22 protein-coding genes and 1 riboswitch are annotated in these 26791 nt (G+C 69.2%); of the genes, 15 read left to right on the forward strand and 7 right to left on the reverse strand.

All coding sequences use genetic code 11. The features are described 5' to 3' along the window. Positions 1-32 precede the first annotated feature (32 nt). The 5 genes from ACTJJP_RS05225 to ACTJJP_RS05245 form a co-directional block, all read right to left on the reverse strand. Positions 33-1331, reverse strand: a complete 1299-nt coding sequence (locus ACTJJP_RS05225) for an ABC transporter permease (RefSeq protein ID WP_440773959.1) — start codon at positions 1329-1331, stop codon at positions 33-35. After that, on the reverse strand, positions 1328-2692 hold the full coding sequence (locus ACTJJP_RS05230) for an ABC transporter permease (protein WP_440773960.1): 1365 nt from the start codon (positions 2690-2692) through the stop codon (positions 1328-1330). Before ACTJJP_RS05230 ends, ACTJJP_RS05225 begins: the two co-directional genes overlap by 4 nt. Beyond that, the gene (locus ACTJJP_RS05235) at positions 2689-4209 is read right to left on the reverse strand and encodes an ABC transporter ATP-binding protein (RefSeq protein ID WP_440773961.1); all 1521 of its coding nucleotides are present in this window, start codon (positions 4207-4209) and stop codon (positions 2689-2691) included. The genes ACTJJP_RS05230 and ACTJJP_RS05235 overlap by 4 nt, the downstream gene beginning before the upstream one ends. Before the next feature lie 160 nt (positions 4210-4369). Next, the gene (locus ACTJJP_RS05240; RefSeq protein WP_440774161.1) at positions 4370-5434 is read right to left on the reverse strand and encodes a BMP family lipoprotein; all 1065 of its coding nucleotides are present in this window, start codon (positions 5432-5434) and stop codon (positions 4370-4372) included. 249 nt (positions 5435-5683) lie between these two features. Further along, complete coding sequence (locus tag ACTJJP_RS05245) at positions 5684-6802, reverse strand: mannose-1-phosphate guanylyltransferase (RefSeq protein ID WP_440773962.1); 1119 nt, start codon at positions 6800-6802, stop codon at positions 5684-5686. A 215-nt stretch (positions 6803-7017) separates the two neighbouring features. On the opposite strand from ACTJJP_RS05245, the gene sdhC reads away from it, so the two are divergent. From sdhC to trpS, 7 genes are all read left to right on the forward strand, one after another. Beyond that, positions 7018-7452 (forward strand): succinate dehydrogenase, cytochrome b556 subunit, encoded by a 435-nt coding sequence (gene sdhC, locus ACTJJP_RS05250; RefSeq protein WP_440773963.1) that lies wholly within the window; start codon positions 7018-7020, stop codon positions 7450-7452. After that, positions 7452-7910 (forward strand): succinate dehydrogenase hydrophobic membrane anchor subunit, encoded by a 459-nt coding sequence (locus ACTJJP_RS05255; RefSeq protein ID WP_440773964.1) that lies wholly within the window; start codon positions 7452-7454, stop codon positions 7908-7910. Before sdhC ends, ACTJJP_RS05255 begins: the two co-directional genes overlap by 1 nt. 46 nt (positions 7911-7956) lie before the next feature. Continuing rightward, positions 7957-9786: a succinate dehydrogenase flavoprotein subunit gene (gene sdhA, locus ACTJJP_RS05260; RefSeq protein WP_440773965.1), complete on the forward strand. Its 1830-nt coding sequence runs from the start codon at positions 7957-7959 to the stop codon at positions 9784-9786. A 1-nt stretch (position 9787) separates the two neighbouring features. Continuing rightward, positions 9788-10594 carry a succinate dehydrogenase iron-sulfur subunit gene (locus ACTJJP_RS05265; RefSeq protein ID WP_440773966.1) on the forward strand — a complete coding sequence of 269 codons (807 nt, stop codon included), beginning with the start codon at positions 9788-9790 and terminating at the stop codon, positions 10592-10594. Positions 10595-10699: 105 nt separating this feature from the next. Continuing rightward, positions 10700-11920, forward strand: a complete 1221-nt coding sequence (locus ACTJJP_RS05270; protein ID WP_440773967.1) for a YihY/virulence factor BrkB family protein — start codon at positions 10700-10702, stop codon at positions 11918-11920. Positions 11921-12038: 118 nt separating this feature from the next. Then, entirely contained in the window at positions 12039-12887 is an 849-nt protein-coding gene (locus ACTJJP_RS05275; protein WP_440773968.1) for an exodeoxyribonuclease III, read from the forward strand. Positions 12888-13093: 206 nt separating this feature from the next. Then, positions 13094-14098: a tryptophan--tRNA ligase gene (gene trpS / locus ACTJJP_RS05280; RefSeq protein ID WP_440773969.1), complete on the forward strand. Its 1005-nt coding sequence runs from the start codon at positions 13094-13096 to the stop codon at positions 14096-14098. A 302-nt stretch (positions 14099-14400) separates the two neighbouring features. Here the strand turns inward: trpS and ACTJJP_RS05285 are convergent, their stop codons facing one another. Beyond that, the gene (locus tag ACTJJP_RS05285) at positions 14401-15255 is read right to left on the reverse strand and encodes an endonuclease domain-containing protein (protein ID WP_440773970.1); all 855 of its coding nucleotides are present in this window, start codon (positions 15253-15255) and stop codon (positions 14401-14403) included. 264 nt (positions 15256-15519) lie between these two features. Between ACTJJP_RS05285 and ACTJJP_RS05290 the strand changes: the two genes are divergently transcribed. Next, entirely contained in the window at positions 15520-16383 is an 864-nt protein-coding gene (locus ACTJJP_RS05290) for an Fpg/Nei family DNA glycosylase (RefSeq protein WP_440773971.1), read from the forward strand. Between the two features lie 126 nt (positions 16384-16509). On the opposite strand, the gene ACTJJP_RS05295 is transcribed toward ACTJJP_RS05290, so the two are convergent. Further along, complete coding sequence (locus ACTJJP_RS05295) at positions 16510-18264, reverse strand: S8 family serine peptidase (protein WP_440773972.1); 1755 nt, start codon at positions 18262-18264, stop codon at positions 16510-16512. 335 nt (positions 18265-18599) lie between these two features. Continuing rightward, positions 18600-18748, forward strand: a riboswitch (FMN riboswitch). Positions 18749-18804: 56 nt separating this feature from the next. Between ACTJJP_RS05295 and ribD the strand changes: the two genes are divergently transcribed. The 7 genes from ribD (at position 18805) to ACTJJP_RS05330 (ending at position 26730) form a co-directional block, all read left to right on the forward strand. After that, on the forward strand, positions 18805-19929 hold the full coding sequence (gene ribD, locus ACTJJP_RS05300) for a bifunctional diaminohydroxyphosphoribosylaminopyrimidine deaminase/5-amino-6-(5-phosphoribosylamino)uracil reductase RibD (protein WP_440773973.1): 1125 nt from the start codon (positions 18805-18807) through the stop codon (positions 19927-19929). After that, complete coding sequence (locus tag ACTJJP_RS05305) at positions 19929-20585, forward strand: riboflavin synthase (protein ID WP_440773974.1); 657 nt, start codon at positions 19929-19931, stop codon at positions 20583-20585. Before ribD ends, ACTJJP_RS05305 begins: the two co-directional genes overlap by 1 nt. Further along, a complete protein-coding gene (gene ribA / locus ACTJJP_RS05310; RefSeq protein WP_440773975.1) occupies positions 20582-21850 on the forward strand; it encodes a GTP cyclohydrolase II in 1269 nt (422 codons plus the stop codon). The genes ACTJJP_RS05305 and ribA overlap by 4 nt, the downstream gene beginning before the upstream one ends. After that, complete coding sequence (gene ribH, locus ACTJJP_RS05315; protein WP_440773976.1) at positions 21850-22323, forward strand: 6,7-dimethyl-8-ribityllumazine synthase; 474 nt, start codon at positions 21850-21852, stop codon at positions 22321-22323. Before ribA ends, ribH begins: the two co-directional genes overlap by 1 nt. Positions 22324-22550: 227 nt before the next feature. Next, a complete protein-coding gene (locus ACTJJP_RS05320; protein WP_440773977.1) occupies positions 22551-22904 on the forward strand; it encodes a Fe-S protein in 354 nt (117 codons plus the stop codon). 207 nt (positions 22905-23111) lie between these two features. Then, on the forward strand, positions 23112-24563 hold the full coding sequence (locus ACTJJP_RS05325; RefSeq protein WP_440773978.1) for an MFS transporter: 1452 nt from the start codon (positions 23112-23114) through the stop codon (positions 24561-24563). Between the two features lie 301 nt (positions 24564-24864). Then, entirely contained in the window at positions 24865-26730 is a 1866-nt protein-coding gene (locus ACTJJP_RS05330; protein ID WP_440773979.1) for an ABC transporter ATP-binding protein, read from the forward strand. The last annotated feature ends 61 nt before the right edge of the window (positions 26731-26791 follow it).

Consider the following 26791-nt stretch of genomic DNA (forward strand, 5'->3'; position numbering starts at 1 on the left):
GGGGTCCTCTCGTGAAGGCGAAGCGGGCGGGATCAGCCCTTGATATATGGTTTGCCGGCGGCCGCGGGCCCGCGGACCTTTCCGACGAGACCGGCGACCGCGAAGATCGTCACGACGTACGGCAGCATCAGCATGAATTCGCTCGGCACGGGAGATCCGATGACGCCGAGCGTGTTCTGCAGGTTGGAGGCGAAGCCGAACAGGAGCGCCGCGAGCGTGGCGCGAATCGGATCCCACTGACCGAAGATCACGGCGGCGAGGGCGATGTACCCCGCGCCGGCGGTCATCTCTTTGTTGAAAGCGCCGACGGAACCGAGCGTGAAGAACGCGCCGCCGAGGCCGGCGATGGCGCCGCCGAGCGACACGTTCCAGAAGCGGGTCTTGGCGATGTTGATACCGACCGTGTCGGCGGCCTGCGGGTGCTCGCCCACCGCGCGCAGGCGCAGACCCCAGCGCGTGTGGAACAGGCCCACGTACACCAGCGCCACGGTGACGTACATGAGGTACACGATGACGGTCTGGTTGAAGAGCATCGGCCCGATGATGGGGATGTCGGCGAGGAGAGGGATCGGCAGGCGCGGGAAACGCGGCGGGGCGTTCAGCGTCGCCGCGTTGGGCGCGAGCAGCTGCGAGAACAGGAAGCTCGTCAGCCCCACCACGAGCACGTTCAACACGACGCCGACGATGACCTGATCGACGAAGTACTTGATCGCGAACGCCGCGAGGACGAACGACACGAGCACGCCGGAGACGCCGGCCGCGAGGAGCCCGATGAAGGGGTTTCCTGTCGCGGTGGCGACGATCGCCGAGGTGAAGGCCCCCGCGAGGAGCTGGCCCTCGATCGCGATGTTCACCACGCCCACGCGTTCGCTCAGCACGCCGGCCATCGCGCCGAAGATCAGTGGGACAGACAAGCTCAGGCCACCGGCGAGCAGGCCCGTCAACGGGATGACCGACGTGGTCGCACCGGCCGCGGCCCACGTAAGGAAGCCGATCATGAAGATCAGCGCGAAGATGACGGCAAGCCACAGCGGCGGGCGACGGTGCGCGCGCACCAGCAGAAAGCTGGCGGCGGTGATGAGCGCAAGCAGGACGGTGCAGACGGCACCGGTGACCACTCCCCCGAGAACCACCTCGGGCAGCTGCAGGAACTCCCCCGGGCTCGAGATGCGGAACACGGCGTCGCCGTCCTGGCGGGCGACCACGAACAGCACCACGGCGAGCACCGTGATGACGCCGTAGACGATCGGCGCTTTCCAACTGATGACCACGGCCTTGTCGAGCGCCTCCGGCTGCGGCGACACCCCGTGATGCTGAGCGGTGGTGCTCACTTGACCGCCTCCTTCTTCTTGGCGGCGCGGGACCTCGACGCGCGCGCACCGGGCGCGGGCAGACGGAAGATGGCGCGCACGAGCGGGGGTGCGGCGATGAACAGCACGATGAGGGACTGCACGACGAGCACGATGTCGATCGGGACGCCGTTCGCGGCCTGCATGGCGAAGCCGCCGGCCTTGAACGCTCCGAACAGGATGCCGGCCACGAGCACGCCGACCGGGGTGGAGCGGCCCAGCAGCGCCACGGTGATGGCGTCGAAGCCGATGCCGGCGTCGATGCCGCTGGAGAAGCCGGTGGTCACGGTGCCGAGCACCTGGTCGACTCCGGCGAGTCCGATGAGTCCGCCCGAGATCAGCATCGCCACGACGTACATCGACTTCACGTTGATGCCCGCCACGCGGGCGGCATTCGGGTTCAGACCGACCGCTCGGAAACGGAAGCCCAGCGACGACCGTTCCAGGATCCACCACACCAGCACGACCGCCGCGAGCGACAGGACGAACCCGAAGTGCAGGTTGTAGGCGGGCCCGAACAGGTCGGGGAAGACGGCGGTCTCCTTCATCGCCGGTGTCGTGGGGTTGCTCGACCCCGGCGCCTGCAGCAGACCGGGAGTTCTCAGCAGGTAGTAGACGAGGTAGAACGCCACATAGTTGAGCATGATCGTGACGATCACCTCGTGGGCGCCCGTACGGGCCTTCAGAAGCCCCGCGATTCCGGCCCACAGGGCGCCCGCCGCGATGCCCGCGACCAGTGCGACGAGCGTGTGCAGGCCCCACGGGAGGTCGAAGGCGAAGGCGACGTAGCCGCCGGCCGCCGCGGCGACGAGCATCTGCCCCCGGCCGCCGATGTTGAACATGCCGACGCGGAACGCCAGGGCGACGCCGAGGCCCGCGGCGATGAGCGGGGTCGCGAACGTCAGGGTTTCGGTGAGCGGACGGATTCCGGTGGCGAACTCGGGGCGGCGGAAGTTGTAGATCGCGCCCTGGAAGAACGAGGCGTATGCGCCCGACACGGACTGCCAGATCGCGACCAGGGTGTCGCCGGGACGGGCGAAGAAGTACCCCGAGGCCGCTTGCACGTTCTCGTCGGTCGCGGCGATCATGACCGCTCCGACCAGGAGCGCGAGGATCACGGCGAGGACGGAGATGATGGCGTTGCCCGTGGCGATCTCCCGCAGCGCGCGACGCCAGCGGTTCTCCTCCGTCGGCGGCTCGGGGGCGACGACGCGCGCGCCGGCCGCGGAGTCGACCGCCGATGCCCCCGCGAGAGCGGCATCGACGGATGTCGGGTCGGAGACCTCGGCGGCGCGGTCCGCGCGCGCGACACTCGGGTCGTGAGGGCTGTGCGGATCGCTCACGCGGCGACTCCTTCGTTGTGGGGCGTCTCGCCGGCCATCATCAAGCCGAGGACATCGCGCGTGGTGTCACCGGGCACGATGCCGACGACCCGGCCGCGGTACATCACCATGATGCGATCGGCGAGCGCGGTGACCTCGTCGAGCTCGGTCGACACGACGATCACCGGTACGCCCGCGTCGCGCGTCTCGACCACTCGCTTGTGGATGAACTCGATCGAGCCCACATCGACTCCGCGTGTGGGCTGCGCGGCGACGAAGAGCCGGAGATCGCGGCTGAGCTCGCGGGCCAGCACGACCTTCTGCTGATTACCCCCGGACAGGCGTCCGACGGGAGTCTCGATCGACGGCGTGCGCACGTCGAACTCGGCGACCTTGTCGCGCGCGAAATCGGCCAGAGTCGAAAGCTGCAGCGCGCCACCCTTGACGAAGGGAGCACCGTCGGCACGATCGAGCATGAGGTTCTCGGCGATCGAGAACTCGCCCACGAGGCCGTCCTCTTTCCGGTCCTCGGGCACGAAGCCGACGCCCGCGTCGAGCACCGTGCGCACGGTCGACCCGCTGAGTTCCTTGCCGTCGAGCGTGATCGACCCCTCGACGCGCTCCTGCAGGCCCACGAGGGCCTCGGTGAGCTCGGTCTGTCCGTTGCCCTGGACGCCCGCGATGGCGAGAACCTCGCCACGGCGTACTTCGAAGCTCACGTCGTTGACCACGACCTGGCCGATCGCGTCGACCACGGTCAGCCCCTTCACGGACAGACCCACGTCTCCGAGCGTCGGCGCGTCTTTGTGAACCGTGAGTTCGACCGCGCGGCCCACCATGAGCGAGGCGAGCTCGGCGTTGGAGGCGGTGGGTTCGGCCTCGCCGACCACCTTGCCGAGGCGGATGACGGTGATGCGGTCCGCGACCTCGCGCACCTCGCGCAGCTTGTGGGTGATGAAGACGATCGAGGTGCCCGCGGCCTTCAGCTGGCGCATGATCGTCATGAGTTCGTCAGTCTCCTGCGGTGTGAGCACCGCGGTCGGCTCGTCGAACACGAGCACCTTCGCGTCGCGCGACAGAGCCTTGATGATCTCGACCCGCTGCTGCACCCCGACCGGAAGGTCGTCGACGAGGGCATCGGGATCGACGTCGAACCCGAATCGGTCGGAGATCTCCGTGACCTTGGCGCGCGCGGCGGCGATGTCGAGGCGACCACCGGCTTTCGTGGGCTCGTGCCCGAGCATCACGTTCTCGGCGACGGTGAAGACGGGGATGAGCATGAAGTGCTGGTGCACCATGCCGATACCGGAGCGCATGGCGTCGCCGGGACCCGAGAAGTGCTGGACGACATCGTCGAGCAGGATCTCTCCCCCATCGGCCTGGTAGAGGCCGTACAGGACGTTCATCAGAGTGGACTTGCCGGCACCGTTCTCGCCGAGCAGGCAGTGGATCTCACCGGCGTGCACCGTGAGGTCGATGTGGTCGTTCGCCACCAGGGACCCGAAAGTTTTCGTGATCCCGCGGAGTTCGAGCTTCATGTTCCCGATCCTAAGTTCTCGACGCCGGATGAGGCAGGCGTCCGACGGGAAGGGCCGCCTCGTGAGCGGACCTGGAGAGGGGTCGGCCGGCGGAGGGAGAACCCCGGCCAAAGGGAGGGGAGGCCGGCGTACGCCGGCCTCCCCGAGAGAGTTCGTCGCCTCAGCCGGCGAGGTACGAGTCGACGGAGATCGAACCGTCGATGATCTGAGCCTTGAGGTCTTCGATCTTGCTCGTGAGGTCGGCGGGGACCCGATCCGACCAGTCGTGGTAGTCGGCGATGCCCACGCCCTCGTTCTCGAGCGTGCCGACGAACGGCGCCGCGTCGAACGAGCCGTTGCCGGCGGCGACGATGGCGTCCTTGGTGCCGACGTCGATGCCCTTCAGGATCGAGGTCAGCAGCAGGTCGCCGACGGTCGGGTCGGTCTCATAGACATCGGCGTCGACACCGACGAGGGCGATCTCGCGCCCGGCGTCACGGATGGCGACGGCAGCCGACTGGTAGATCGGGCCGCCGACGGGCAGGAGCACGTCGACGTTCTGGTCGATGATCGCCTGCGCGGTCTGACGCGCGGTGTCGTTCGCCTCGAATCCACCGGTGAACGAGCCGTCCTGCGCCGCGCGGTCCCAACCGACGACGCGCACGCTCGTGCCGTTGTCGGTGTTGTACTTCTCGACGCCCTGCGCGAAGCCGTCCATGAAGATGCTCACGGTCGGGATGTTCAGGCCGCCGAAGGTGCCGACGACGCCGGTCTTCGACGTGCCCGCGGCCAGGTAGCCGGCGAGGTAGGCCGCCTGCGCGGTGTCGAAGATGATCGGCTTGATGTTGGGCGCGTCGGTCTGGCCGTCGAAATCGCTGTCGACGGTGTCGTCGATGGAGACGTACTGCAGGTCGGGGTTGGCCGTGGCCGACTCGAGCGCCGCGGGGGCGAGGAGGAAGCCGACCGTGACGATCGTGTCGCAGCCCTGGTCGACGAGGTTCTGCAGGTTGGAGGCGTAGTCGGTCTCGGCCTGCGACTCGACCTCGATGGGGGTCTGCGAGCCGAGTTCGGTGGCAGCGGCGTCGACGCCCTCTTTACCGAGCTGGTTGAACGACTTGTCGTCGAAGCCACCGGCGTCCGACACCATGCAGGGCAGGTAGTCGCTCGCGCCGGCTGCGCCCGACGCGCCACCGGCGCTCTCGGGTGCTGCACCGCAACCGGCGAGCAGCACGGCGGCGCCGATCATGGCGAAGCCGCTGATGACGGCCTTCTTCGTGGTCTTCACGAATGGTCCTCCAAGACGGATGCCCCCAACGGGTTCGGGGGACGATCCCGTCACGTTACCTACTGTGTCGCCGCGCTTGCGTGTCGGGGGACGCCCCGCGCGCCAATGGTTACAAAGACGCAATCTCGCGTGATCCGACCGCCACACGACGTGACAGTCGAACGGGACCGGATGCCACGCAGCGCGGCATCCGGTCTCAGAGCACGTCTCTCAGAGCACGTCGCCGCGACCCGTCAGCTTCAGCGCGTCGACGACACCCTTCACGCGCTGCGCGTTCTCGGTCGTCGTGACCAGGAGCGCGTCGGGTGTGTCGACCACGACGATGTCGCGCACGCCGATGAGGCTGATCACGCGCTTGGTCTGCGAGACCACGATGCCGCTGGAGGCGTCCGACAGCACGCGCGCGTCCTCGCCGAGGATGGCGAGCTCGTTGCGCCCTCCCGAGGAGTTGAGCTTGGACAGGCTCGCGAAATCTCCCACGTCGTCCCAGTCGAAGTGACCGGGGATGACGGCGAGGCGTCCTTTCTCGGCGGCGGGCTCGGCGACGGAATAGTCGATGGCGATCTTCTTCAGCCCCGGCCAGATGCGGTCGACGGCGGGACCGCGGAGTTCGCGGTCGTCCCAGGCGGCGGCGAGCTCGAGCAGTCCCGCGTGCAGCTCGGGCTCGTTGACGGCGAGCTCGGCCAGCAGCACGTCGGCGCGGGTGATGAACATGCCGGCGTTCCACAGGTACGCGCGATCGGCGAAGTACTCCTTCGCCGTGTCGAGGTCGGGCTTCTCGACGAATCGCTCGACCGTGTACGCCTCGGGGGCGCCGTCGACGATGAGCTCGTCGGCCTTCTTGATGTAGCCGAAGCCCACCGACGCCTCGGAGGGCTGGATGCCGATGGTGCAGATGTATCCGGCGCGCGCGACGGCGACCGCCTGACGCACGGCGAAGTCGAACTGCCGGGTCTGGCGGATGACATGGTCGGCGGCGAAGGAGCCGATGATGACGTCGGGCTCGCGGCGCACGAGGATCGCGGCGGCGAGGCCGATCGCGGCGGATGAGTCGCGCGGCTCGGACTCGAGGAAGACGTTGTGGTCGGGCACGCCCGGGAGCTCCCGCTCGACGGCGGCGCGGTGGGCGCGTCCGGTGACGACGGCGATGCGGTCCTCGCCCGAGAGCGGGGCGAGACGGTCCCACGTGTCGCGCAGCAGGGTCTGGCCCGAGCCGGTGAGGTCGTGGAGGAACTTGGGGGCGTCCGCCCTCGAGAGCGGCCAGAGGCGGCTGCCGATGCCTCCGGCGGGGATCACGGCGTAGAAGTCGTCGATAGCACGGTCTGACATGGCTCGACCTTATCGCCCCGCATCCGGCATCCCCGCCGCCTGCGAGCCGGGTGAAACGGTGCCGCGCGGACACCCCGATTTATCTCGATGTCGAGAGAGTGTTAGGCCTCCCTAATCCCCGGGTTTCCCAGGCCGGACGTAGTATTCAGGGGCGCCCGTGTGACGCTCGGGGCCGGTGTCGGCCCCCACACCGTGTTCGATCAGGGAGGACGACCGTGTCAGCACCAGCACGTGCCACGCCGTCAGTGAAAACGACCACTTCGAAGAGGCCCCGCGGCACGCTCTACCGCGGCCATGAGGGGATGTGGTCCTGGGTCCTGCACCGCATCACCGGTGTGGCGATCTTCTTCTTCCTCCTCGTGCACATCCTCGACACGGCACTCATCCGCGTGTCGCCCGAGGCGTACGACGCCGTCATCGCGCAGTACAAGAACCCGATCATGGGTCTCGGCGAGGTGGCCCTGGTCGGCGCGATCGCGTATCACGCGTTTAACGGGCTGCGCATCATCCTCGTCGACTTCTGGCCGTGGGCCACACGCCACCAGCGTCAGCTGTGGTGGGGCGTCCTGGGCCTGTGGGTCGTCACGATGCTCGGCTTCACCCCCCGCCACCTGATCAACGTCTTCAGCGCCGTCACCGGGAGCCACTGATGTCCGTCGCCCAAGAAGCCGCCACGATCCCCGCCCCGCGCACGCCCAGCGTCCGCAAGAAGGGCTCCAACCTCGAGAAGTGGGGATGGATCTACATGCGCGCCTCCGGCGTGCTGCTGATCGTCCTGATCTTCGGACACCTCTTCGTCAACCTGATGACGAACGACGGCATCCACCAGATCGATTTCGCTTTCGTCGCGGGCAAGCTGGCCTCGCCGTTCTGGCAGTGGTGGGACGTGCTGATGCTCTGGCTCGCCCTGATCCACGGCGCCAACGGCATGCGCACGATCGTGAACGACTACGTCACGAACGCACGCATCCGCTCGATCCTGGTGGGGTCGCTCTGGGTGTCGGCCGGTTTCCTGATCCTGCTCGGCACGCTCGTCGTCTTCACCTTCGACCCCTGCATCGGTGTGACCGAGAGCAGCTCCCTCTGGGACGCGTGCCAGGCGGCCTGAGCCGACGGCATCCCTTCTTCCCCCTGACAGCAGAGGCAACGCACACTTGAGCACGCAGACTTCTTCGGACTCCGTCGTCAAGGACGGCGTCCACTACCACCAGTTCGACGTCGTCATCGTCGGCGCCGGCGGCGCGGGCATGCGCGCCGCCATCGAGGCCGGCCCCGGCGCGAAGACCGCCGTCATCTCGAAGCTGTACCCGACGCGATCGCACACCGGTGCGGCACAGGGCGGCATGGCGGCGGCGCTCGCCAACGTCGAAGAGGACTCCTGGGAGTGGCACACCTTCGACACCATCAAGGGCGGCGACTACCTCGTCGACCAGGATGCCGCCGAGATCCTCGCCAAAGAGGCGATCGACGCCGTCATCGACCTCGAGAACATGGGCCTGCCGTTCAACCGCACCCCCGAGGGCAAGATCGACCAGCGCCGCTTCGGCGGCCACACCGCCGACCACGGCAAGACCCCCGTGCGCCGCGCGTGCTACGCCGCCGACCGCACCGGCCACATGATCCTGCAGACGCTGTTCCAGAACTGCGTCAAGCTCGGCATCAACTTCTTCAACGAGTTCTACGTGCTCGACCTCATCACGGTGAAGGATGCCGCCGGCAAGACGCAGGTCGCGGGCGTGGTCGCCTACGACCTCGCCACGGGCGAGCTGCACGTGTTCCAGTCCAAGGCCGTGGTCTTCGCGACCGGCGGCTTCGGCAAGATCTTCAAGACCACCTCCAACGCCCACACCCTCACCGGTGACGGTGTCGGCATCGTGTGGCGCAAGGGCCTGCCGCTGGAGGACATGGAGTTCTTCCAGTTCCACCCGACCGGTCTCGCCGGTCTCGGCATCCTGCTCACCGAGGGTGCGCGCGGCGAGGGCGCGATCCTGCGCAACGCGAGCGGTGAGCGCTTCATGGAGCGCTACGCCCCCACCATCAAAGACCTGGCGCCCCGCGACATCGTCGCCCGCTGCATGGTGCAGGAGGTGGCCGAGGGCCGCGGCGCCGGACCACACCGCGACTACGTGCTGCTGGACTGCACGCACCTGGGCGCGGAGGTGCTCGAGACCAAGCTCCCCGACATCACCGAGTTCGCCCGCACCTACCTCGGTGTCGACCCGGTCGTCGAGCCCGTCCCGGTCATGCCGACCGCGCACTACGCGATGGGCGGCATCCCCACCAACATCAAGGCCGAGGTGCTCGCCGACAACGACACGGTCGTTCCGGGGCTCTACGCCGCCGGAGAGTGCGCCTGCGTCTCGGTTCACGGCTCGAACCGCCTCGGGACCAACTCCCTGCTCGACATCAACGTCTTCGGCAAGCGCGCCGGCCGCAACGCCGTCGAGTACGTCAAGACCGCCGACTTCGTGCCGCTGCCCGAAGACCCCGCCGCCGAGGTACGCGGGCTCATCGAGGGTCTGCGCAACAACAGCGGCACGGAGCGCATCGCGGTGCTGCGCAAGACGCTGCAGGACGAGATGGACAAGGGCGCGCAGGTGTTCCGCACGCACGAGTCGCTGGCCCACGTCATGGACGTGATCGCGGACCTTCGCGAGCGCTACAAGAACATCCACGTCGACGACAAGGGCAAGCGCTTCAACACCGACCTGCTCGAGGCCGTCGAACTCGGTTTCCTCCTGGACCTCGCCGAGGTCGTCGTCTACTCGGCGCAGAACCGCGAAGAGAGCCGCGGCGGTCACATGCGCGACGACTTCCCCACGCGCGACGACGAGAAGTACATGCAGCACACCATGGCGTACCTGTCGGGAGACCCCCACTCGTCGCACCCCGCCGATCACATCGAACTCGGGTGGAAGCCCGTGGTGTTCACCAAGAACAACGCCGGCGAGCTCCGCTACCCGCCGCTGGAGAGGAAGTACTGAGATGGCATCCACCGCCCTTCGACAGGCTCAGGGACCCGAGAGCTCAGTGGACACCTCGGACGAGGTCGAGCAGACGCCGGAAGACACCGGGATCCAGTCGTTCCTCGTCACCTTCAACATCCGCCGTTTCGACCCCGAGGTCGACGACGAGCCTCGCTGGGTCGACTATGACGTGGAGCTGTATTCCACGGACCGCGTGCTCGACGCGTTGCACAAGATCAAGTGGGAGACCGACGGTTCGCTGTCGTTCCGCCGTTCGTGCGCACACGGCATCTGCGGATCGGATGCCATGCGCATCAACGGCCGCAACCGTCTCGCCTGCAAGACGCTGATCAAAGATCTCGACATCTCGCAGCCGATCTACGTCGAGGCGATCAAGGGCCTGCCGCTCGAGAAGGACCTGATCGTCGACATGGAGCCGTTCTTCGCCTCCTACCGCGAGGTGCAGCCGTTCCTGATCTCGAACTCGAAGCCCGAGCCGGGCAAGGAGCGCGTGCAGTCGATCGTCGACCGCGAGGTCTTCGACGACACCACCAAGTGCATCCTGTGCGCCGCGTGCACCTCGTCGTGCCCGGTGTTCTGGACCGACGGCCAGTACTTCGGTCCTGCAGCGATCGTCAACGCGCACCGCTTCATCTTCGACTCGCGCGACGACGCGGGCGACGTGCGCCTCGACATCCTCAACGACAAAGAGGGCGTGTGGCGCTGCCGCACGACCTTCAACTGCACCGAGGCGTGCCCCCGCGGCATCGAGGTCACCAAGGCCATCGCCGAGGTCAAGCAGGCCGTCCTCCGCGGCGGTCGCTGACCTCTCCTCCCTCGAACGGCGGGTGCGCTCCGGCGCCCCGCCGTTCGGCGTTCCGCCGCTCCACCCTCGCGTCGAGGGGCGGCATCCATTCATTAGGCTCGTCGGGTGACTGAGAACCGCCACGACCCGCGGCCGCTGCCCGCGGTGCGCGACGAGGATGCCCCCGCGGGCGACGACGACGCGTCGTTCCGCGGCCGGCTCGAGGCGGCCCAGACGGCCGTACGTGAGCGGCTCGATCATCCCATCGCCCGGGCGGCGAAGATCGCCCAGTGGTTCCCGATCCGCGTGTGGCGGCACTTCCTGCAGCACAATGGATTCCTGCTCGCCGCCGGTATGAGCTACCAGGGGCTGTTCGCGGTGTTCTCGGCCCTGTACCTGGCCTTCGCCGGCGTCGGTATCTGGCTGGGCGGCAGCAAGACCGCGATCGACGGTCTGATCCACATCGTCAACAGCTACATCCCGGGCATCATCAGCGAGAACGGCCTCGTCGACCGCGAGCAGGTCGAAGCCGTCGCGCAGGAGAGCGGACGTCTGCTCACCATCACCGGCATCGTCGCCGTCGTGGTGGTGGTGTGGACGGCCATCGGGTTCGTCACGTTCACCCGTCGCGCGGTGCGCGACACCTTCGGACTCCCCTTCGACCTGCGCAACTACGTGCTGCTGAAGGCGCGCGATTTCGTCGCCTCGCTCCTGTTCGGCATCGCCCTGCTGGTCGGTGCCCTGCTGGGCTCGATCACCACCGGTGCGGTCGACCTGGTGTTCGGGCTCATCGGCTGGGACCGCGAGACCCTCGGCTGGTCGGTAGGGGCTCGGATCATCTCACTCGTCGTGGCGTTCGGTGTGAACACCCTCGCCCTGGCGTCCCTGTTCCGCTTCCTCACGGGCACGACCCTCACCTGGCGACGCGCGTGGCCGGGGGCCCTCGTCGGCGCGACGGGGATGGTCGTTCTGCAGGTCGCCGCGGGCTTCCTTTTCGTCTACACGCCCTCGAACCCGCTGCTCGCGACGTTCACCGTGCTCATCGGGTTCTTGTTGTGGTTCCGCTTCATCGGCATCGTGATCCTCGTCTCCGCGGCGTGGATCGCGGTGGCGGCGCGCGACCGCGACGTTCCCCTGCGCTCCCCCGAGGACCGTCTCGCCATGGAACAGGCGGCCCTCGTCATCGCGGCGCAGGTCGGCGTGCGCGAGGCCGAGAAGGCGGTCGCCCTGTCGCGGTGGCCCCTGCGCTGGCGTGCGAAGCGGCGACTCAGCGCGGCCGAGAAGCAGCTCGCGCGCGCGGAGGCCGACGTTCCGGCGCCTCGGCGGGTCTCCCTTCTCCCCGACTGAGCATCGCGCGGTCACCGGCCGCTCACGGGCCGGCGGCCCGCGGGGTGATGCGTGCTCGGTGGTTCCGTCGAGTTCGCCTCCCCGCGGCGATGTCCGAGGCGCGGGCTACGCTCGTGGGGTGCCTCGTTCTGTGCGAATCGTCTCCGTCAACGTCAACGGCATCCGTGCCGCCGTCCGCAAGGGCATGACCGAATGGCTCGATGCCTCGGGCGCCGACATCGTCGCCCTGCAAGAGGTCCGTGCTACCGCCGAGCAACTCGCCGAGGCTCTCCCCGGCTGGCAGATCGTCAACGACGAGTCGCTGCAGAAGGGCCGCGCGGGCGTCGCGATCATCAGCCGGCTGCCCGGCGTCGACACGCGCAGCCATCTCGGCCCCGAGCCCCTCGACGCGTCCGGCCGATGGATCGAGACCGACTTCGAGATCGACGGTGAGACGGTCACCATCGTGAGCGCCTACGTGCACAGCGGCGAGGTCGACACTCCGAAGCAAGACGCGAAGTGGCTCTTCCTGGATGCCATGGAGCAGCGCCTCGCAACCCTGAAGTCCGAACGCGAACTCGCCCTGGTCCTCGGCGACCTGAATGTCGGGCACCGTGAGCTCGACATCAAGAACTGGCGCGGCAATCGCAAGAACGCGGGGTTCCTGCCCCGCGAGCGCGCCTATTTCGACCGCTTCTTCGGGCCCGCGGGCGAGAAGGTCGAGGGCGTCGACGGAACGGTCGGCACGGGGCTCGGGTGGGTAGACGTCGGCCGCCGCGAGATGGGCGAGGTCGATGGGCCGTACACGTTCTGGTCGATGCGTGGCAAGGCGTTCGACACCGACAGCGGCTGGCGCATCGACTACCACGTCGCCACCCCAGCATTGGCGGAGCGGGTCACGGCCTACCGCGTCGACCGGGCGCCGTCCTACGACACGCGCTGGAGCGATCACTCCCCCGTGATCGTCGACTACACACTCGGGCGCTGACCGGCGGGACGCCGCGCTGTCGGCGGGCGCAACGACGATCGCGCGTCACGGAGCGCATCTTCGGCCGACCGGGTGGGTCCTCACCGATTCCCCGCCCGGCCGCTGCCGTACAGCCGCGCACACGTACCGCGATCTTCGGCACCGCGCGTCCCTGGGCACACCTGCACGTGCCGCGACCGCCACACGGCGACGCCTAGGATCGAGACGTGACTCAGCAGCGCCTCTACTCCGGAATGCAGCCCTCCGCCGACAGCCTCCAGATCGGCAACTACATCGGGGCTCTGCTGCAATGGCGCGAGTTGCAGGACCAGTACGACGCCTTCTTCTCTGTCGTCGACCTGCACGCCCTCACGCAGCCCGGCGACCCCGCCGAACGCCGAGAGAAGACTCGCCGTACCGCCGCGCAGTACATCGCCGCGGGCATCGAGCCCTCGCGCTCCACGCTCTACGTGCAGTCGCACGTGCCGGCGCACGCGGAACTGCAGTGGGTGCTGTCGACCCTCACCGGTTTCGGCGAGGCCGGACGCATGACCCAGTTCAAAGACAAGTCGGCCCGCTACGGCGCGGATGCCACCAACGTCGGGCTGTTCACCTATCCGGTGCTGATGGCGGCCGACATCCTGCTGTACCAGACCGACGTCGTGCCCGTCGGGGACGACCAGAAGCAGCACATCGAGCTGACCCGCGACCTGGCGGAGCGCTTCAACCAGCGCTTCGGCGAGACCTTCACGGTGCCCAAGCCCATGATCCAGCGCGAGACCGCCCGCATCTACGATCTGCAGAACCCGACCTCGAAGATGTCGAAGTCGGCCGAGTCCGACGCGGGCGTGCTGTGGATGCTCGACGAGTCGAAGGTGAGCGCCAAGAAGATCATGCGCGCGGTCACCGACTCCGAGGGCGTCGTGCGATTCGATCGCGACGAGAAGCCGGGCGTCTCGAACCTCCTCGTCATCTACTCGGCCCTCACCGGCCGCGAGATCACCGCCATCGAAGACGAGTACGCGGGCCGCGGCTACGGCGACTTCAAGAAGGGCCTGGCCGAGGTCGTCGTGAACGAATTCGAGCCCGTCCGACACCGCGCCCTCGAGCTTCTGGACGACCCCGCCGAACTCGACCGCGTGCTGGCGACCAACGCCGAGCGTGCGGCATCCGTCGCCGAGAAGACCCTCGCCGATGTGTACGACCGCATCGGGCTGCTCCGCCGCGGCTGACTCGCATCGTTCGACGCCGCGTGACCGCCCGCGTCACGCGGCGTCGCCGTTCCCGAGGATCGCGTCGCGCTCGCCGACCCAACGCAGGAGAACCGCGCTCTCGACCGCGTCGCGATGCCGACGGGCGGCGACCGACGTCCGTCTCTCCTGCGTCGTGTCTATCTGCGAAGCGCCGCGCCCGTCGCAGCGCCGATCCCGCTGAAGGGTCCCTTGCTGGACACAACGCAGGAGTTCTGGCTGCTGTTGACGACGTGGTGGCATCCGCGATGCCTCACAGCGCGCAAGATTCCTGCGTTATGTCGCTAGCGGCGCGCGGATCTGAGGCCCTGGACGGCACGGCGCAGAAAGTCGGGGTTGCTGAAGATCATTCTCGCCGTCGGTCGAACGACGGTATACCCGCGCTCAGCGAGCAGAAGATCACGCAGCCTGTCGCGCTCCTGCGCTTCCCATCCGCCGTGGTGTGCCCGGCTGTCGCACTCGACGACGATCCATCCGTCGACGACGAGGTCCACACGACCGACGCCGTCGATCCATACCTGCACCTGCACGGAACAGCCCAGTTGTCGCAGGAGTAAGCGCGCGAAGCTCTCGGAACCCGCCTCGGCACGACCGTCGAGAAGCGGCCGCAGGGCCGCATACTTCGCGGGAAGACCGGCGAAGAGTTCGCGCACGTCCGCGTCGGTCACGCGGCCCTGGTGAAGCGCGTTGTCGAGCATCGCGATCGACGCCCGCGGACTCTGGCACCGGATGGCGCGCGCCAATGCCTCCATGAGGGGAATGGAGTGGGCGGCGCCCTGATCACTGCTCCGCCAATGGACGACGACGTTCGATGCGCCGCTGAGGCGCTGGCGACGCGACGACGGGGAACGCAGTCTCGAATGGGTCGGCTCGACCTGCACGTGCAGGTGCGACTGGTCCAGAGCGAAGATCCCGGCCGCTCCGACGGCCGAGATGCAGTCCAGTCGGCCGCCGACACGTTGAGCCGCAACGACCGCTTCGTGGACTCCGCCGGCGACGTACACGTCGCGCCGAGCGCGATGCAGGACCCCCGCCGCGAGGGCTTCACGGATGCCGGCGCGACTCGCACCGGTCGCGCACAGATCGGCGTACGACATGACCGAGTCGAGCGGAAATCCCGCTGCCTGTTCGTTCTCCATCGCATGACGATGATCGATCGCGCGCATCCCCCGCTGCGCGGATCGACGAGTTCGTGGACAGCTTCCGGGAAGCCGGAATCGGGGAGGGGTCGAACACAACGCAGGAAATGGACGCCGGGTCCCCGGTCGCGGCTCTCGCCCGAGCGGGAGATACGGCACGACTCCTGCATTGTGTCGCCGTCCGGGCCCACGGCGCCGGAGGAGGTGCGCACCGGAGGCGCAAGCCCGCCTCGGGATGTCGGGGGTGCGTGGGAGCATGGGCGCATGCCGGAGATGCCAGAGGTCGAAGGACTCGTCGAGTTCCTGCGGGTGCGGCTCGCGGGCGTGCGGTTCGACAAGGCGAGCGTGTCGGCCATCAACGCCCTCAAGACGTACTCCCCGCCCTTGTCCGATCTCGTCGGCGCGCAGGTCACCGGAGTCGATCGTCACGGCAAGTTCGTGGACATCGCGACCGACGGCGGCATCCATCTGATCTTCCACCTCGCCAAAGCGGGTTGGCTCCGCTGGTACGACGCCCTGCCCGCGACGCTGATCAAGCCGGGCAAGACCCCCATCGCCCTGCGCGTCGGCTTCGACGACGGCTCGGGCTTCGATCTCACCGAGGCGGGCACGAAGAAGTCGCTGGCGGTGTACGCCGTCACCGCGCCCGACGAAGTGCCCGGCATTGCGCGCCTCGGCCCCGACCCGCTCGCCGACGATTTCGGCCGGGAGGAGTTCGGTGCTCTGCTCACCGGGCGGAGGACGCAGATCAAGGGTGTGCTGCGCGACCAGTCGATCATCGCCGGTGTCGGAAACGCGTATTCCGACGAGATCCTGCACGCGGCGAAGATGTCACCCTACGCCCTCGCCGCCACCCTTGCCGACGACGACGTGGACCGTCTCTTCACGGCGATGACGACGACACTCTCCGAGGCCGTCGATGCGGCCCGCGGCAAGCCCCCGGCGGAGCTGAAGGATGCCAAGCGCCGCGGCATGCGCGTGCACGGGCGACGCGGCGAGGCGTGTCCGGTCTGCGGCGACGAGGTGCGCAGCGTCTTCTTCGCCGACAACTCCCTCGAGTACTGCGCCACGTGCCAGACCGGCGGGAAGCTGCTGGCCGACCGGCGCCTGTCGCGCCTGCTGAAGTAGCCCGCCGGGTCGGGCCCCCGCTCGCGGTCGCAACGCGCCCCGCGTCGTCGTGATCGGAGTGTTCACGCACAACCAACGACGACGGCGGGCGACACCGAAGTGCCGCCCGCCGCCGTCGTCAGTGGGTCAGGAGATCGCGATCGTCACGATCGGGCTCCACCCGATGTTGCCCGCAGCGTCCGTGGCACGCGACCGGATCTGGTAGCGGCCCTTCGGGTACTGGCTCGAGTCGAGGGTCGTGCGCCACAGGCCGTCGCTGCCGCGCACGGCATCGCCGAGCTTGGTCGAGCCCGCCCAGAAGCTGACACCGGTCACCGCGACGTTGTCGCTCGCCGAGGCGACGATGTCACCACGTCCGGAGATCGTCGAGCCCGTGGTCGGGCTGGTGATCGACGTCGTGGGAGCGGTCGTGTCCTTCGACGGCGTCGGCGTCGGGGTGGGAGTCGGGGTGGGAGTCGGCGTGGGAGTCGGCGTGCGCGTCGGCGTCGGCGACGGGGTCGGCGACGGGGTCGGCGAAGCGGTCGGCGTCGGGGACGCCGTGGGCGTCGGCGAAGCGGTCGGAGTCGGCGTCGGGGTGGGAGTCGGAACCGGCCCCGAACCCGTGGGGGCGACGGTCGCCAGGTAGCCGTAGTACTTGCTCGGCGAGGAGCCGGCGGCCGAGGGGCTGCCGAACCAGGTGTGACCCTTGGCGTCGGCCGCAGAGGCCTGCGCGATGAGCTGTCGGTGGACCTGCGACGTGGTCATCCCGGAGCAGGTGCCCGTCGCGAAGCAGTTCAGGACGACGCCGCTGAGAGCCGCGGTCGCCATGGACGTGCCCGACTGGATGTATCCGAAGCGGTCACCCTTGAGCGTCGTGTAGGGGCAGGTGCCGGGCGCGGCCAGGACGTGGGCCTTGTCGGCGTCGGACACCGCGAAGTTGGTGTTCAACCACGGTGTGTCGTCCTTGGTGGAGAGGCCACAGGTGCTGGCTGCCAGTCCACCCGGCTTGCCGTCGTAGTCGGCCATGTTCGTCGCCACCAGCACCTCGTCGTACGCGCCGGGGAGAACACGGGCGAGGTCGGTGGCGCCGTTTCCGGCTCCGGCGACGACGACGACTCCCTGAGACGTCAGCTTGCAGATCGACTGGTGAAGCGCGTCACTGTTGGAGAAGCCGCAGTTGCCATCGTCGACGCCCTCGAATCCGAGGCTCATGTTGGCGACCTTGATGTTGTAGGTCGCTGCATTGTTGACGACCCAGTCGACGCCGCAGAGCACGGAGGAAAGCGTGCCCTTGTTCTTGGCATCCATCACGCGGACCGAGTAGATCGGCGCACCGGGGGCGACCCCGACCGTGCCGAAGCTGTTGTCGTAAGCGGCGATGTAGCCCGATACGCCGGTCCCGTGGCCGTTGCCGTCGCGCTCGTCGCTCGTGCCGAGGCAGTTGACCGCGTTCACGAGGTTGTAGTCGATGTGCGGGTTGACGCCCGAGTCGATCACGGCGACCGCGGGGCCCGTCCAGGGCGTCTGCACGCCGTCGCCCGCGCTGACCGGCGCCACGTCGGCCTGAACCGTTTTCGGGGTGGGGGTGTCCATCTGCGCGAAGCCCTCGACCTCGACATCAGGGGTGAGGATGCTGACGCGGCGGTCGTTCGCCAGCGCGGTGGCCTCGGCGGCCGTGAGCGACGCGGCGAACCCGTTCAGGGCAGCGGTGTAGCGATCGTCCACGTCGACGCCGTAGCGGGCCGCGAGAGCAGCCGCGTCCACGCCGTCGGCGAGCCCGATGACGTAGTCACCGGCGGGACGCGTGGCCGCCGACGCCGGCGATGCGCCGACCACACCGGCGAGCAGGACGGCGGCGACAGCCACCATCGCGCCCGCGGGACGAATAATCTTCAATGCCATTCCCTCTACCCTCGCGAAGAACTCAGGGCGGAGTGATAAGAAAGCCCGCCGACAGACAGAATAGGGCCAGAACGTTTCAACTACGTGACGCGGTGCGGATTCTTTGATATAGCTTGGGGCTTTGTTCGTGCGGGCGGTGCTCTCATCTCGAAGCCTTCTCGTCGGGGCGCCTCGCGAGAGGACGGGTCCGAGCCGCCCGTCGGGGCGCGCTGCGCACCCGCAGGATTCGTCGTGGCGGACGTCACCGTCGACCCGCCTCGCCTGCTCGCCATGTGTCCGTTCATTCCGGGGAATGAAACCGCCGACGCGGCGTTGACTAGACTTCGAAGAGCAATAACGTGCTCCGGGGTCGGTGAGAATCCGAACCGGCGGTGACAGTCCGCGAACCCCTCCGCCCAGCGGTGGGGCCGATCCGGTGGAATTCCGGAACCGACGGTGATGCGAGGGTTCCTCCCTCGCTAGTCCGGATAGGAGGCAGCACGGACGGCGCGTCGCGCCTTCCCGCTGGCCCTGCCCCGGCACCGCGGGAAGGACAGGGAAATGGCATCCGCCATCGAGATCGACGCCGTGCGGCGAGCGCTGCAGCTCGCCCGGCGCGGCCCGCGCGGGCTGAACCCGCAGGTCGGGGCGGTCATCCTCTCCCCCGACGGCGGTGTGCTGGCCGAAGGTTTCCACCGCGGCGCCGGCACCCCGCACGCGGAGGTGGACGCTCTCTCGCAGCTGGCACCGGGTGCCGCCCGCGGCACCACCGCCGTCGTCACGCTCGAGCCGTGCAATCACACCGGTCGCACGGGGCCGTGCGCGCAAGCCCTCATCGACGCCGGGGTGGCGCGAGTGGTCTACGCCCTCGACGACCCCACCGACGCCGCAGCCGGTGGGGCCGAACGCCTGCGCGGTGCGGGCGTCGACGTGGAGAGCGGCGTCGATGCCGTCGCCGCTCTCGAACTGATCAGCGACTGGATGGCGCTCCAGCGCACCGGACGCCCGCACGTCACCGTCAAGTGGGCGCAGAGCCTCGATGGGCGAGCCGCCGCCGCCGACGGAACGAGCCAGTGGATCACGGGACCGGCCGCGCGGCGCGACGTGCACGTCCGCCGCGCGCACGCCGACGCGATCGTCGTCGGCACCGGCACGGTCCGGGCCGACGATCCCGCGCTCACCGCACGCGCCGACAACGGCTCGCTGCTCGAGACCCAACCGACTCCGGTGATCATCGGCGAGAGCGAGACGGCCCCGGATGCCGCCGTGCGCCGCCACCCCCGCGCGCCGCTCTTCTACGCGACCCACGACCTTCCCGCGGTGCTCGCGGATCTCGCCGAGCAGGGCGTGCAACGAGTGTTCGTCGAGGGCGGGCCGACGCTCGCGAGCGCGTTCGTGCGGGCGGGGCTCGCCGATGAGCTGCTCGTCTACGTCGCCCCGGTCCTGCTCGGAGGGTCTCGTCTCGCCGTCGGGGACGTGGGCGTGTCGACCATCGATGAGGCGCGGCGGTTGGCCGTGGCATCCCTCGAGAACCTCGGCGACGACCTGCTGATCGTCGCGCGACCCGTGTCGACGCGCGAGACCGAGGGCCCGCACGCGTCGCCGGAACCGTCCCGCGCGCACGACGGGACCGCCGCCGCAGAACCCGCCCGCGCGACCGCGCGCGAGAACGAAGGAGACGCCTGATGTTCACCGGAATCGTCGAAGAGATCGGCGCCGTCACCGCCGTCGAGCCCTCGGGAGACGGCGTGCGGCTGACGCTGCGCGCCCCGCTGTCGGTGTCGGATGCCGGGCACGGTGACTCGATCTCGGTCAGCGGCGTCTGCCTCACCGTCGTCGACCAGGGCGACGACTGGTTCACCGCCGACGTCATGAAGCAGACCCTCGACATGTCGACCCTCGTCGATGTGGCACCGGGCCGAGCCGTCAACCTCGAACGTGCGACCGCCGCCCACGGACGGCTGGGCGGACACATCGTGCAGGGACACATCGACGGCACGGGGATCGTGCGCGAGGTGCGCCCCGGCGCCCAGTGGAGCGTCGTCCGGGTCGGCATCCCGCATCACCTGGCTCCCCTCGTCGTCGACAAGGGCTCGATCGCGATCGACGGCGTCTCGCTCACCGTCAGCGCTGTCAGCCCCGCCGCCGAGGCGGAGCCGTGGCTCGAGGTCTCGCTCATCCCCGAGACCCTCGCGGCCACCACGCTCGGCCGCGCCGAGGCCGGCACGCCCGTCAACCTCGAGACCGACATCCTCGCGCGCCACGTGCAGCGCATGCTCGCCTTCCGTACGACAGAGAACCCCGCGGCCACCGCCGCATCGACCGAGAGGGGCTCCGCATGAGCCTGTCCACCATCCCCGAGGCCCTGGAGGCCCTGCGTCAGGGGCGACCGATCCTGGTCGCCGACGACGAGAACCGCGAGAACGAGGGCGACGTCATCCTCTCGGCCCAGCTCGCGACCCCCGAGTGGCTCGCCTGGACCGTGCGCTGGTCGAGCGGCTACGTCTGCGCCCCCATGCCGGGCGAGTGGGCGGACCGCCTCGACCTGCCCCCCATGGTCGAGGTCAACCAGGACGCTCGCGGCACCGCCTACACGGTGAGCGTAGATGCCGCGTCCGGTGTCACCACCGGCATCAGCGCCGCCGACCGCGCGCGCACCCTCAACGTGCTGGCTGATGCGGAATCGGTCCCCACGAGCCTCATCCGCCCCGGTCACGTGCTGCCCCTTCGTGCCGTCGACGGCGGCGTGCGCGAACGCGCGGGGCACACCGAAGCCGCCGTCGACCTCATGCGGCTGGCGGGTCTCGAGCCCGTCGGCGCGATCGCCGAGGTGGTGGCCGACGACGGCAGCATGATGCGGCTGCCCGGACTCTTCGAGCTCGGCGAACGCGACGGCATCCCGGTGATCACCATCGAGCAGCTCATCGCCTACCTCAACGAGACCGATCCGCTGCCGGCGGCGACCCCCGCGCGTCGCCGGGTGAGCCTGCGCGCGGAGTCGAACGTGCCCACCTCGCACGGCACCTTCCGCTTCCTCGCGTACAAGGACCGCGTCACCGGCACCGATCACCTCGCGGTGGTCTCCGGCGACCTCACCGAGCGCGCACCCCTCGTGCGCGTGCACTCGGAGTGCCTGACCGGCGAGGCCTTCGGGTCGCTGAAGTGCGAATGCGGCCCGCAGCTCGAAGCCGCCCTCGACACGATCGACCGCGACGGCGGCATCGTCATCTACATGCGCGGTCACGAGGGCCGCGGTATCGGACTGATCAACAAGCTGCGCGCGTACAACCTGCAGGAGCGCGGGATGGACACGGTGGATGCCAACCTGGCCCTCGGCCTGCCCGCCGACGCTCGCGATTACGCCGCCGCCGCCGGCATCCTCGCCGATCTCGGGGTCGACAAGGTGCGACTGCTGACGAACAACACCGACAAGGTCGCGCAGCTGCGCGGCTTCGGCCTCGACGTCGTCGAGCAGGTGCCCCTCCTCGTCGGCGTCGGCCCCAACAACCACCAGTACCTCGAGACGAAGCGCGACCGGATGGGCCACATCATCGGCGCGGACGAGCTGCGCGACGCCCTCGCGCACACGAAGGAAGAGAGCGCCTGATGGCCGGCAGTGGAGCACCCGAGACCGGCGGCGTCGACGCCTCCGACCTGAACGTCGTCGTCATCGCCGGCACCTGGCACGAGGTCATCACCGACGGCCTCATCGCCGGGGCGAAGCGCGTGCTGGATGCCACCGGGGCGACCTACCGCGTCGTGCGGGTGCCGGGCTCGTTCGAGCTGCCCGTGGCGGCCAAGGCCGCCCTCGACGGCGGGGCGGATGCCGTGGTCGCGCTCGGCGTGATCATCCGGGGTGGGACGCCGCACTTCGACTTCGTCTCGTCGGCCGCGACCGACGGCCTGACCCGCGTCGCCCTCGACACGGGCAAGCCGGTCGGATTCGGCGTGCTGACCCTCGACGACGAGCAGCAGGGCCTCGACCGTGCCGGGCTCGAGGGCTCGAAGGAGGACAAGGGCGAGGAGGCCGCCGACGCGGCGATCCGCACCGCCCTCGTGCTGCGGGAGCTGCGCGGCTGACGCACGCGGCGCACCGCTGCTTCGGGGCGCGCCGCTGCTTCGGGGCGCGAAATGTGCAGCGGGGCGGANCACATCCCGCGCCCCGGTCCGGGCTGCGCCCCCGCTACGGCGGACGCTCCGCTGCACACCGAGCACGGTCCGGGGTTCGGTGGCGCGCGGGCAGCGCGACTCGAGATTGAGGTGCGCCTTGCTGGCGAGGGAGGACGCGGCATCCCTACCCTGACGGTATGGAGACCCTGCGTAACGTCATCGTCCTCGTGCATCTCGTCGGCTTCGCCGTGCTCTTCGGCGCATGGGTGGTCGAGGCCGTCGCGCGGCGAGTGCGCGTGACGCCGCTGATGAACTACGCGCTGGGCATCTCCCTGCTCACGGGTCTCATCCTGTCGGCGCCGTGGGGGATCGATCACGATCTCAACTACGCCAAGATCGGCATCAAGCTCGTGGTGCTGCTCGTGATCGGCGCTCTGCTCGGCATCGGCTCCGCTCGTCAGAAGCGCACCGGTTCGCTGTCGCCCGCGCTGTTCTGGCCCGTCGGCATCCTGACCCTGCTGAACGCAGGCCTCGCGGTCATCTGGCGCTGAGTCCCGTTCGCGTGAGAGGGCGCCCTCGCGGGCGGAGCCCTGCGTACGCTCAGCGCACACATAGACTGGAATGTCTAGACGCCCCTCACCCGGGGACGTCGCCGGTGCTCCCGCCGTGCGCTCCCTCACTCCCACCCCTGTGATCGCTGCGCCCCACCGCTGCGCCCCATCCCGGACGCGAACGAAGAACCTTCCCGTCAGGCAGTCATGACCACGTCATCCCCCTCCACCCGCACCACCACCGCACCGGCGAACCCCCGCTCGCGTGTCATCACCGCGAGCCTCGTCGGAACGACGATCGAGTTCTACGACTTCTACGCGTACGCCACCGCCGCAGTCCTCGTCTTCCCGGTGCTCTTCTTCCCCACCGGCAACGAGACGACCTCGCTGCTGCTGTCGTTCAGCGTCTTCGGCGCCGCGATGGTCGCGCGTCCCCTCGGCGCCATCGTGTTCGGGCACTTCGGCGACCGGTTCGGCCGCAAGGCGACGCTCGTGGCATCCCTTCTCACGATGGGTATCGCGACCTTCCTGATCGGATGCCTGCCGACGTTCAACGAGATCGGCGTCTGGGCGGCCGTCCTGCTGCTCGTCATGCGCCTCGCGCAGGGCTTCGCGCTCGGCGGCGAGTGGTCGGGGGCGGCGCTCGTCGCCACCGAGAACGCGCCGAAGGGAAAGCGCGCGCTGTTCGGCACGTTCCCGCAGTTGGGCGCCCCGATCGGCTTCATCATCGCCAACACGGTGTTCCTCGTCATCAACTTCGCGCTGCCGCACCCCGACGGCACGGCCCAACGCTCCGAGGAGTTCCTCACCTGGGGCTGGCGCGTGCCGTTCCTGTTCTCGGCGATCATGGTCATCGTCGGCCTGTACGTGCGCCTCAAGCTCGTCGAGAGCACGTCGTTCTCGAAGGCCGAGAAGAGCGGTGCGATCCGCAAGTTCCCGCTCGGCGAGGTCGTCCGCCGCAACGGCAAGCAGCTGGTGCTGGGCACGTTCATCATGCTCGCCACCTACGTGCTGTTCTACCTGATGACCAGCTTCACGCTGTCGTACGGCACGAAGCCCACCGTCGAGGGCGCCGCCGCCGCCGCTGAGAAGGCCGGCACCGCGTTCGACGCGGCTGCCTACGTGCCGGGCCTGGGCTTCGGGTACACCGACTTCGTCATCATGCAGATCATCGGCGTGGTGTTCTTCGGCGTCTTCACGATGCTGTCGGGTCCGGTCGCCGACGCCATCGGGCGCAAGCGTCTGCTCATCGGCGTGACGATCGCGATCATCGTCTTCGGCCTGAGCTTCTCGGTGTTCCTGCTGCCGCAGGCCGACCCGAAGTTCACCGGCGCGCTCGTGCAGGCCTTCCTCGTGTTCGGATTCCTGCTGATGGGCACGACCTTCGGACCGATGGGCGCCGTGCTGCCCGAACTGTTCCCCACGAACACGCGGTACACCGGCTCGGCCATCTCCTACAACGTCTCCTCGATCCTCGGGGCGGCCCTCGCCCCCATCGTCGCCGTCGCGCTCTGGGCGGCAGGGGGCGGCAACCCGTGGCTGGTCGGCCTCTACCTGTCGGGGATGGGCGTGCTCACCCTGATCGCCGTCGTGCTGTCGCCGGAGACGAAGGACGTCGACTACGACGACAACATCGCCGCCGGAGCGACGGCGCCGTAACGCGCTCTCGTCGAACGACGGATGCCACGGGGCCCGGGCCTCGTGGCATCCGTCGTTCTTTCGTGGGGCGGGTGCCGAGGGCGGGCGGGCCGGCGGGTGCCGGGGGGCGGGCGCGCCGGAGGGTGCCGGGGCGCGCGGGCGCAACTCCGGAGATGTGCGGGCCGGCGAGCGCTGGACGCCCCTCGAACGGCCGCGACGACCCGATTCTCCGGAGTTCGGTACATCGGCGAACCAGCGAGACCGACGGTGTCGGCGGTGGGAGGTACGGTCGAAGGACCCCATTTCCTTTCCCGAGGTGAGCATGTCCGTTCCCGCTCCCGCGCGCGGTCGGCGCGGCCGCCGCGTGCCCGAGGGCCCGCGCGCGTCCTTCCGACAGCTGCTGCCCTTCCTGCTCGAGCACAAGCGCACGCTCGTCGTCGTCGCGGTCCTGAGCATCCTCGGTGCGGGTGCGACGCTCGCGCAGCCGCTTCTCGTGGGCCAGGTCATCACGCGCGTTCAGCAGTCGGTGCCGCTCGGCGCGCTGGTGTGGCTGCTCGTCGGCTTCGTCGTGCTGTCGTCGCTGATCTCGGGCTACCAGCACTACCTCCTCCAGCGCACCGGTACCGCGGTCGTCTACTCCAGCCGCCGGCGGCTCATCGCCCGGATCCTGCGCCTGCCCATCAGCGAGTTCGACGCGCGCCGCACCGGCGACCTCGTCTCGCGCGTGGGCACCGACACCACGCTGCTGTACGCCGTGCTGACGCAGGGACTCGCGGATGCCGTGGGCAACGCGCTCATCCTCATCGGCGCGGTCATCGCGATGGCCTTCATCGACCCCCTGCTGCTCGGCCTGATCGTCGTCGTCATCGGAGCGTCGCTCGCGACGGTCGTCATCCTCAGCTCCAGGATCCGAGTCGCCTCCGCCGCTCAACAGGAGAAGGTCGGCGAGCTGTCGGCCGGCGTCGAGCGCGCCGTCGGTTCCATCCGCACCATCCGTGCCGCGGGAGCCACCGCGCGCGAGACCGCGACGGTCACCGAGACCGCGACCCAGGCCTACGACGCGGGTGTGCGCATCGCCAAGGTGTCCGCGCTCATCGTGCCGGTCGCCGGCATCGCGCTGCAGGTATCACTGCTCGTCGTGCTCGGCGTCGGCGGGTTCCGGGTGGCATCCGGAGCGATCGACGTCGCCGCCCTCGTCACCTTCGTCATCTTCCTGTTCCTCCTCGTGCAGCCGCTCGCGTCGGCGATCGGGGCGATCACGTCGGTCAATCAGGCGCTGGGTGCGCTCGGACGCATCCAGGAGGTGCTCGACCTTCCCCTCGAAGACGGGGACGACCGGCCGGGCACAGCGACGGCGGTTCCGGATGCCGCGGCCATCGCCTTCCGCGACGTGCGGTTCCGCTACCCCGACCACGTCGTGAAGGCGCGAGAGGCCGCGGCCGCGGAGGCGCGGTCGGTGCTGGCGGACGTCCACCTGGACACCGCCGCGCCGCCCGCCGAGACCGATCGTGAAGTGCTCCGCGGAGTCTCGTTCACCGTGCCGCGCGGGTCTCGCGTCGCGCTCGTGGGGCCCTCGGGGGCGGGGAAGAGCACGATCCTCTCGCTCGTCGAGCGCTTCTACGACCCCACCGACGGGGCGATCCTCATCGATGGCGTCGACGCGCGCGAGCTGTCACGCGACGAGCTGCGCGCCCGGTTCGGCTACGTCGAGCAGGACGCCCCCACCCTCGCCGGCACGATCGCGGATAATCTGCGGCTCGCCTCCCCCGCGGCATCCGATGCCGACTGCGAACGGGTGCTGCGCGCGGTGAACCTCGGCGACGTCCTCGAGCGCAACCCGCTCGGCGTCGACGCCCCCGTCGGCGAAGACGGAGTCATGCTCTCGGGCGGCGAGCGCCAGCGGCTCGCGATCGCGCGGGCGCTGCTGGCCGCTCCCCCGGTGCTGCTGCTCGACGAGTCGACCTCGTCCCTCGACGGTGTGAACGAGCAGCGGATGCGCGAGGCCATCGACGCCGTCGCAGCCGACCGCACGCTCCTCGTCATCGCCCACCGCCTGTCCACCGTCGTCGACAGCGACCTCATCGTCGTGCTGCAGGACGGCCGGGTCGTCGGTCAGGGCACGCACAGTGAGCTCGTGGCATCCACTCCCCTGTACCGCGACCTGGCGAAGCACCAGCTGCTGGTGTGAGGTCGGGGCGTATGACGGCGACGTGAGGACGCCGCGGCGTGTCGCGCCCGCGCGGGGTCGG

It is taken from the genome of Microbacterium sp. 22296, assembly GCF_052045385.1.
Classification (GTDB): domain Bacteria; phylum Actinomycetota; class Actinomycetes; order Actinomycetales; family Microbacteriaceae; genus Microbacterium.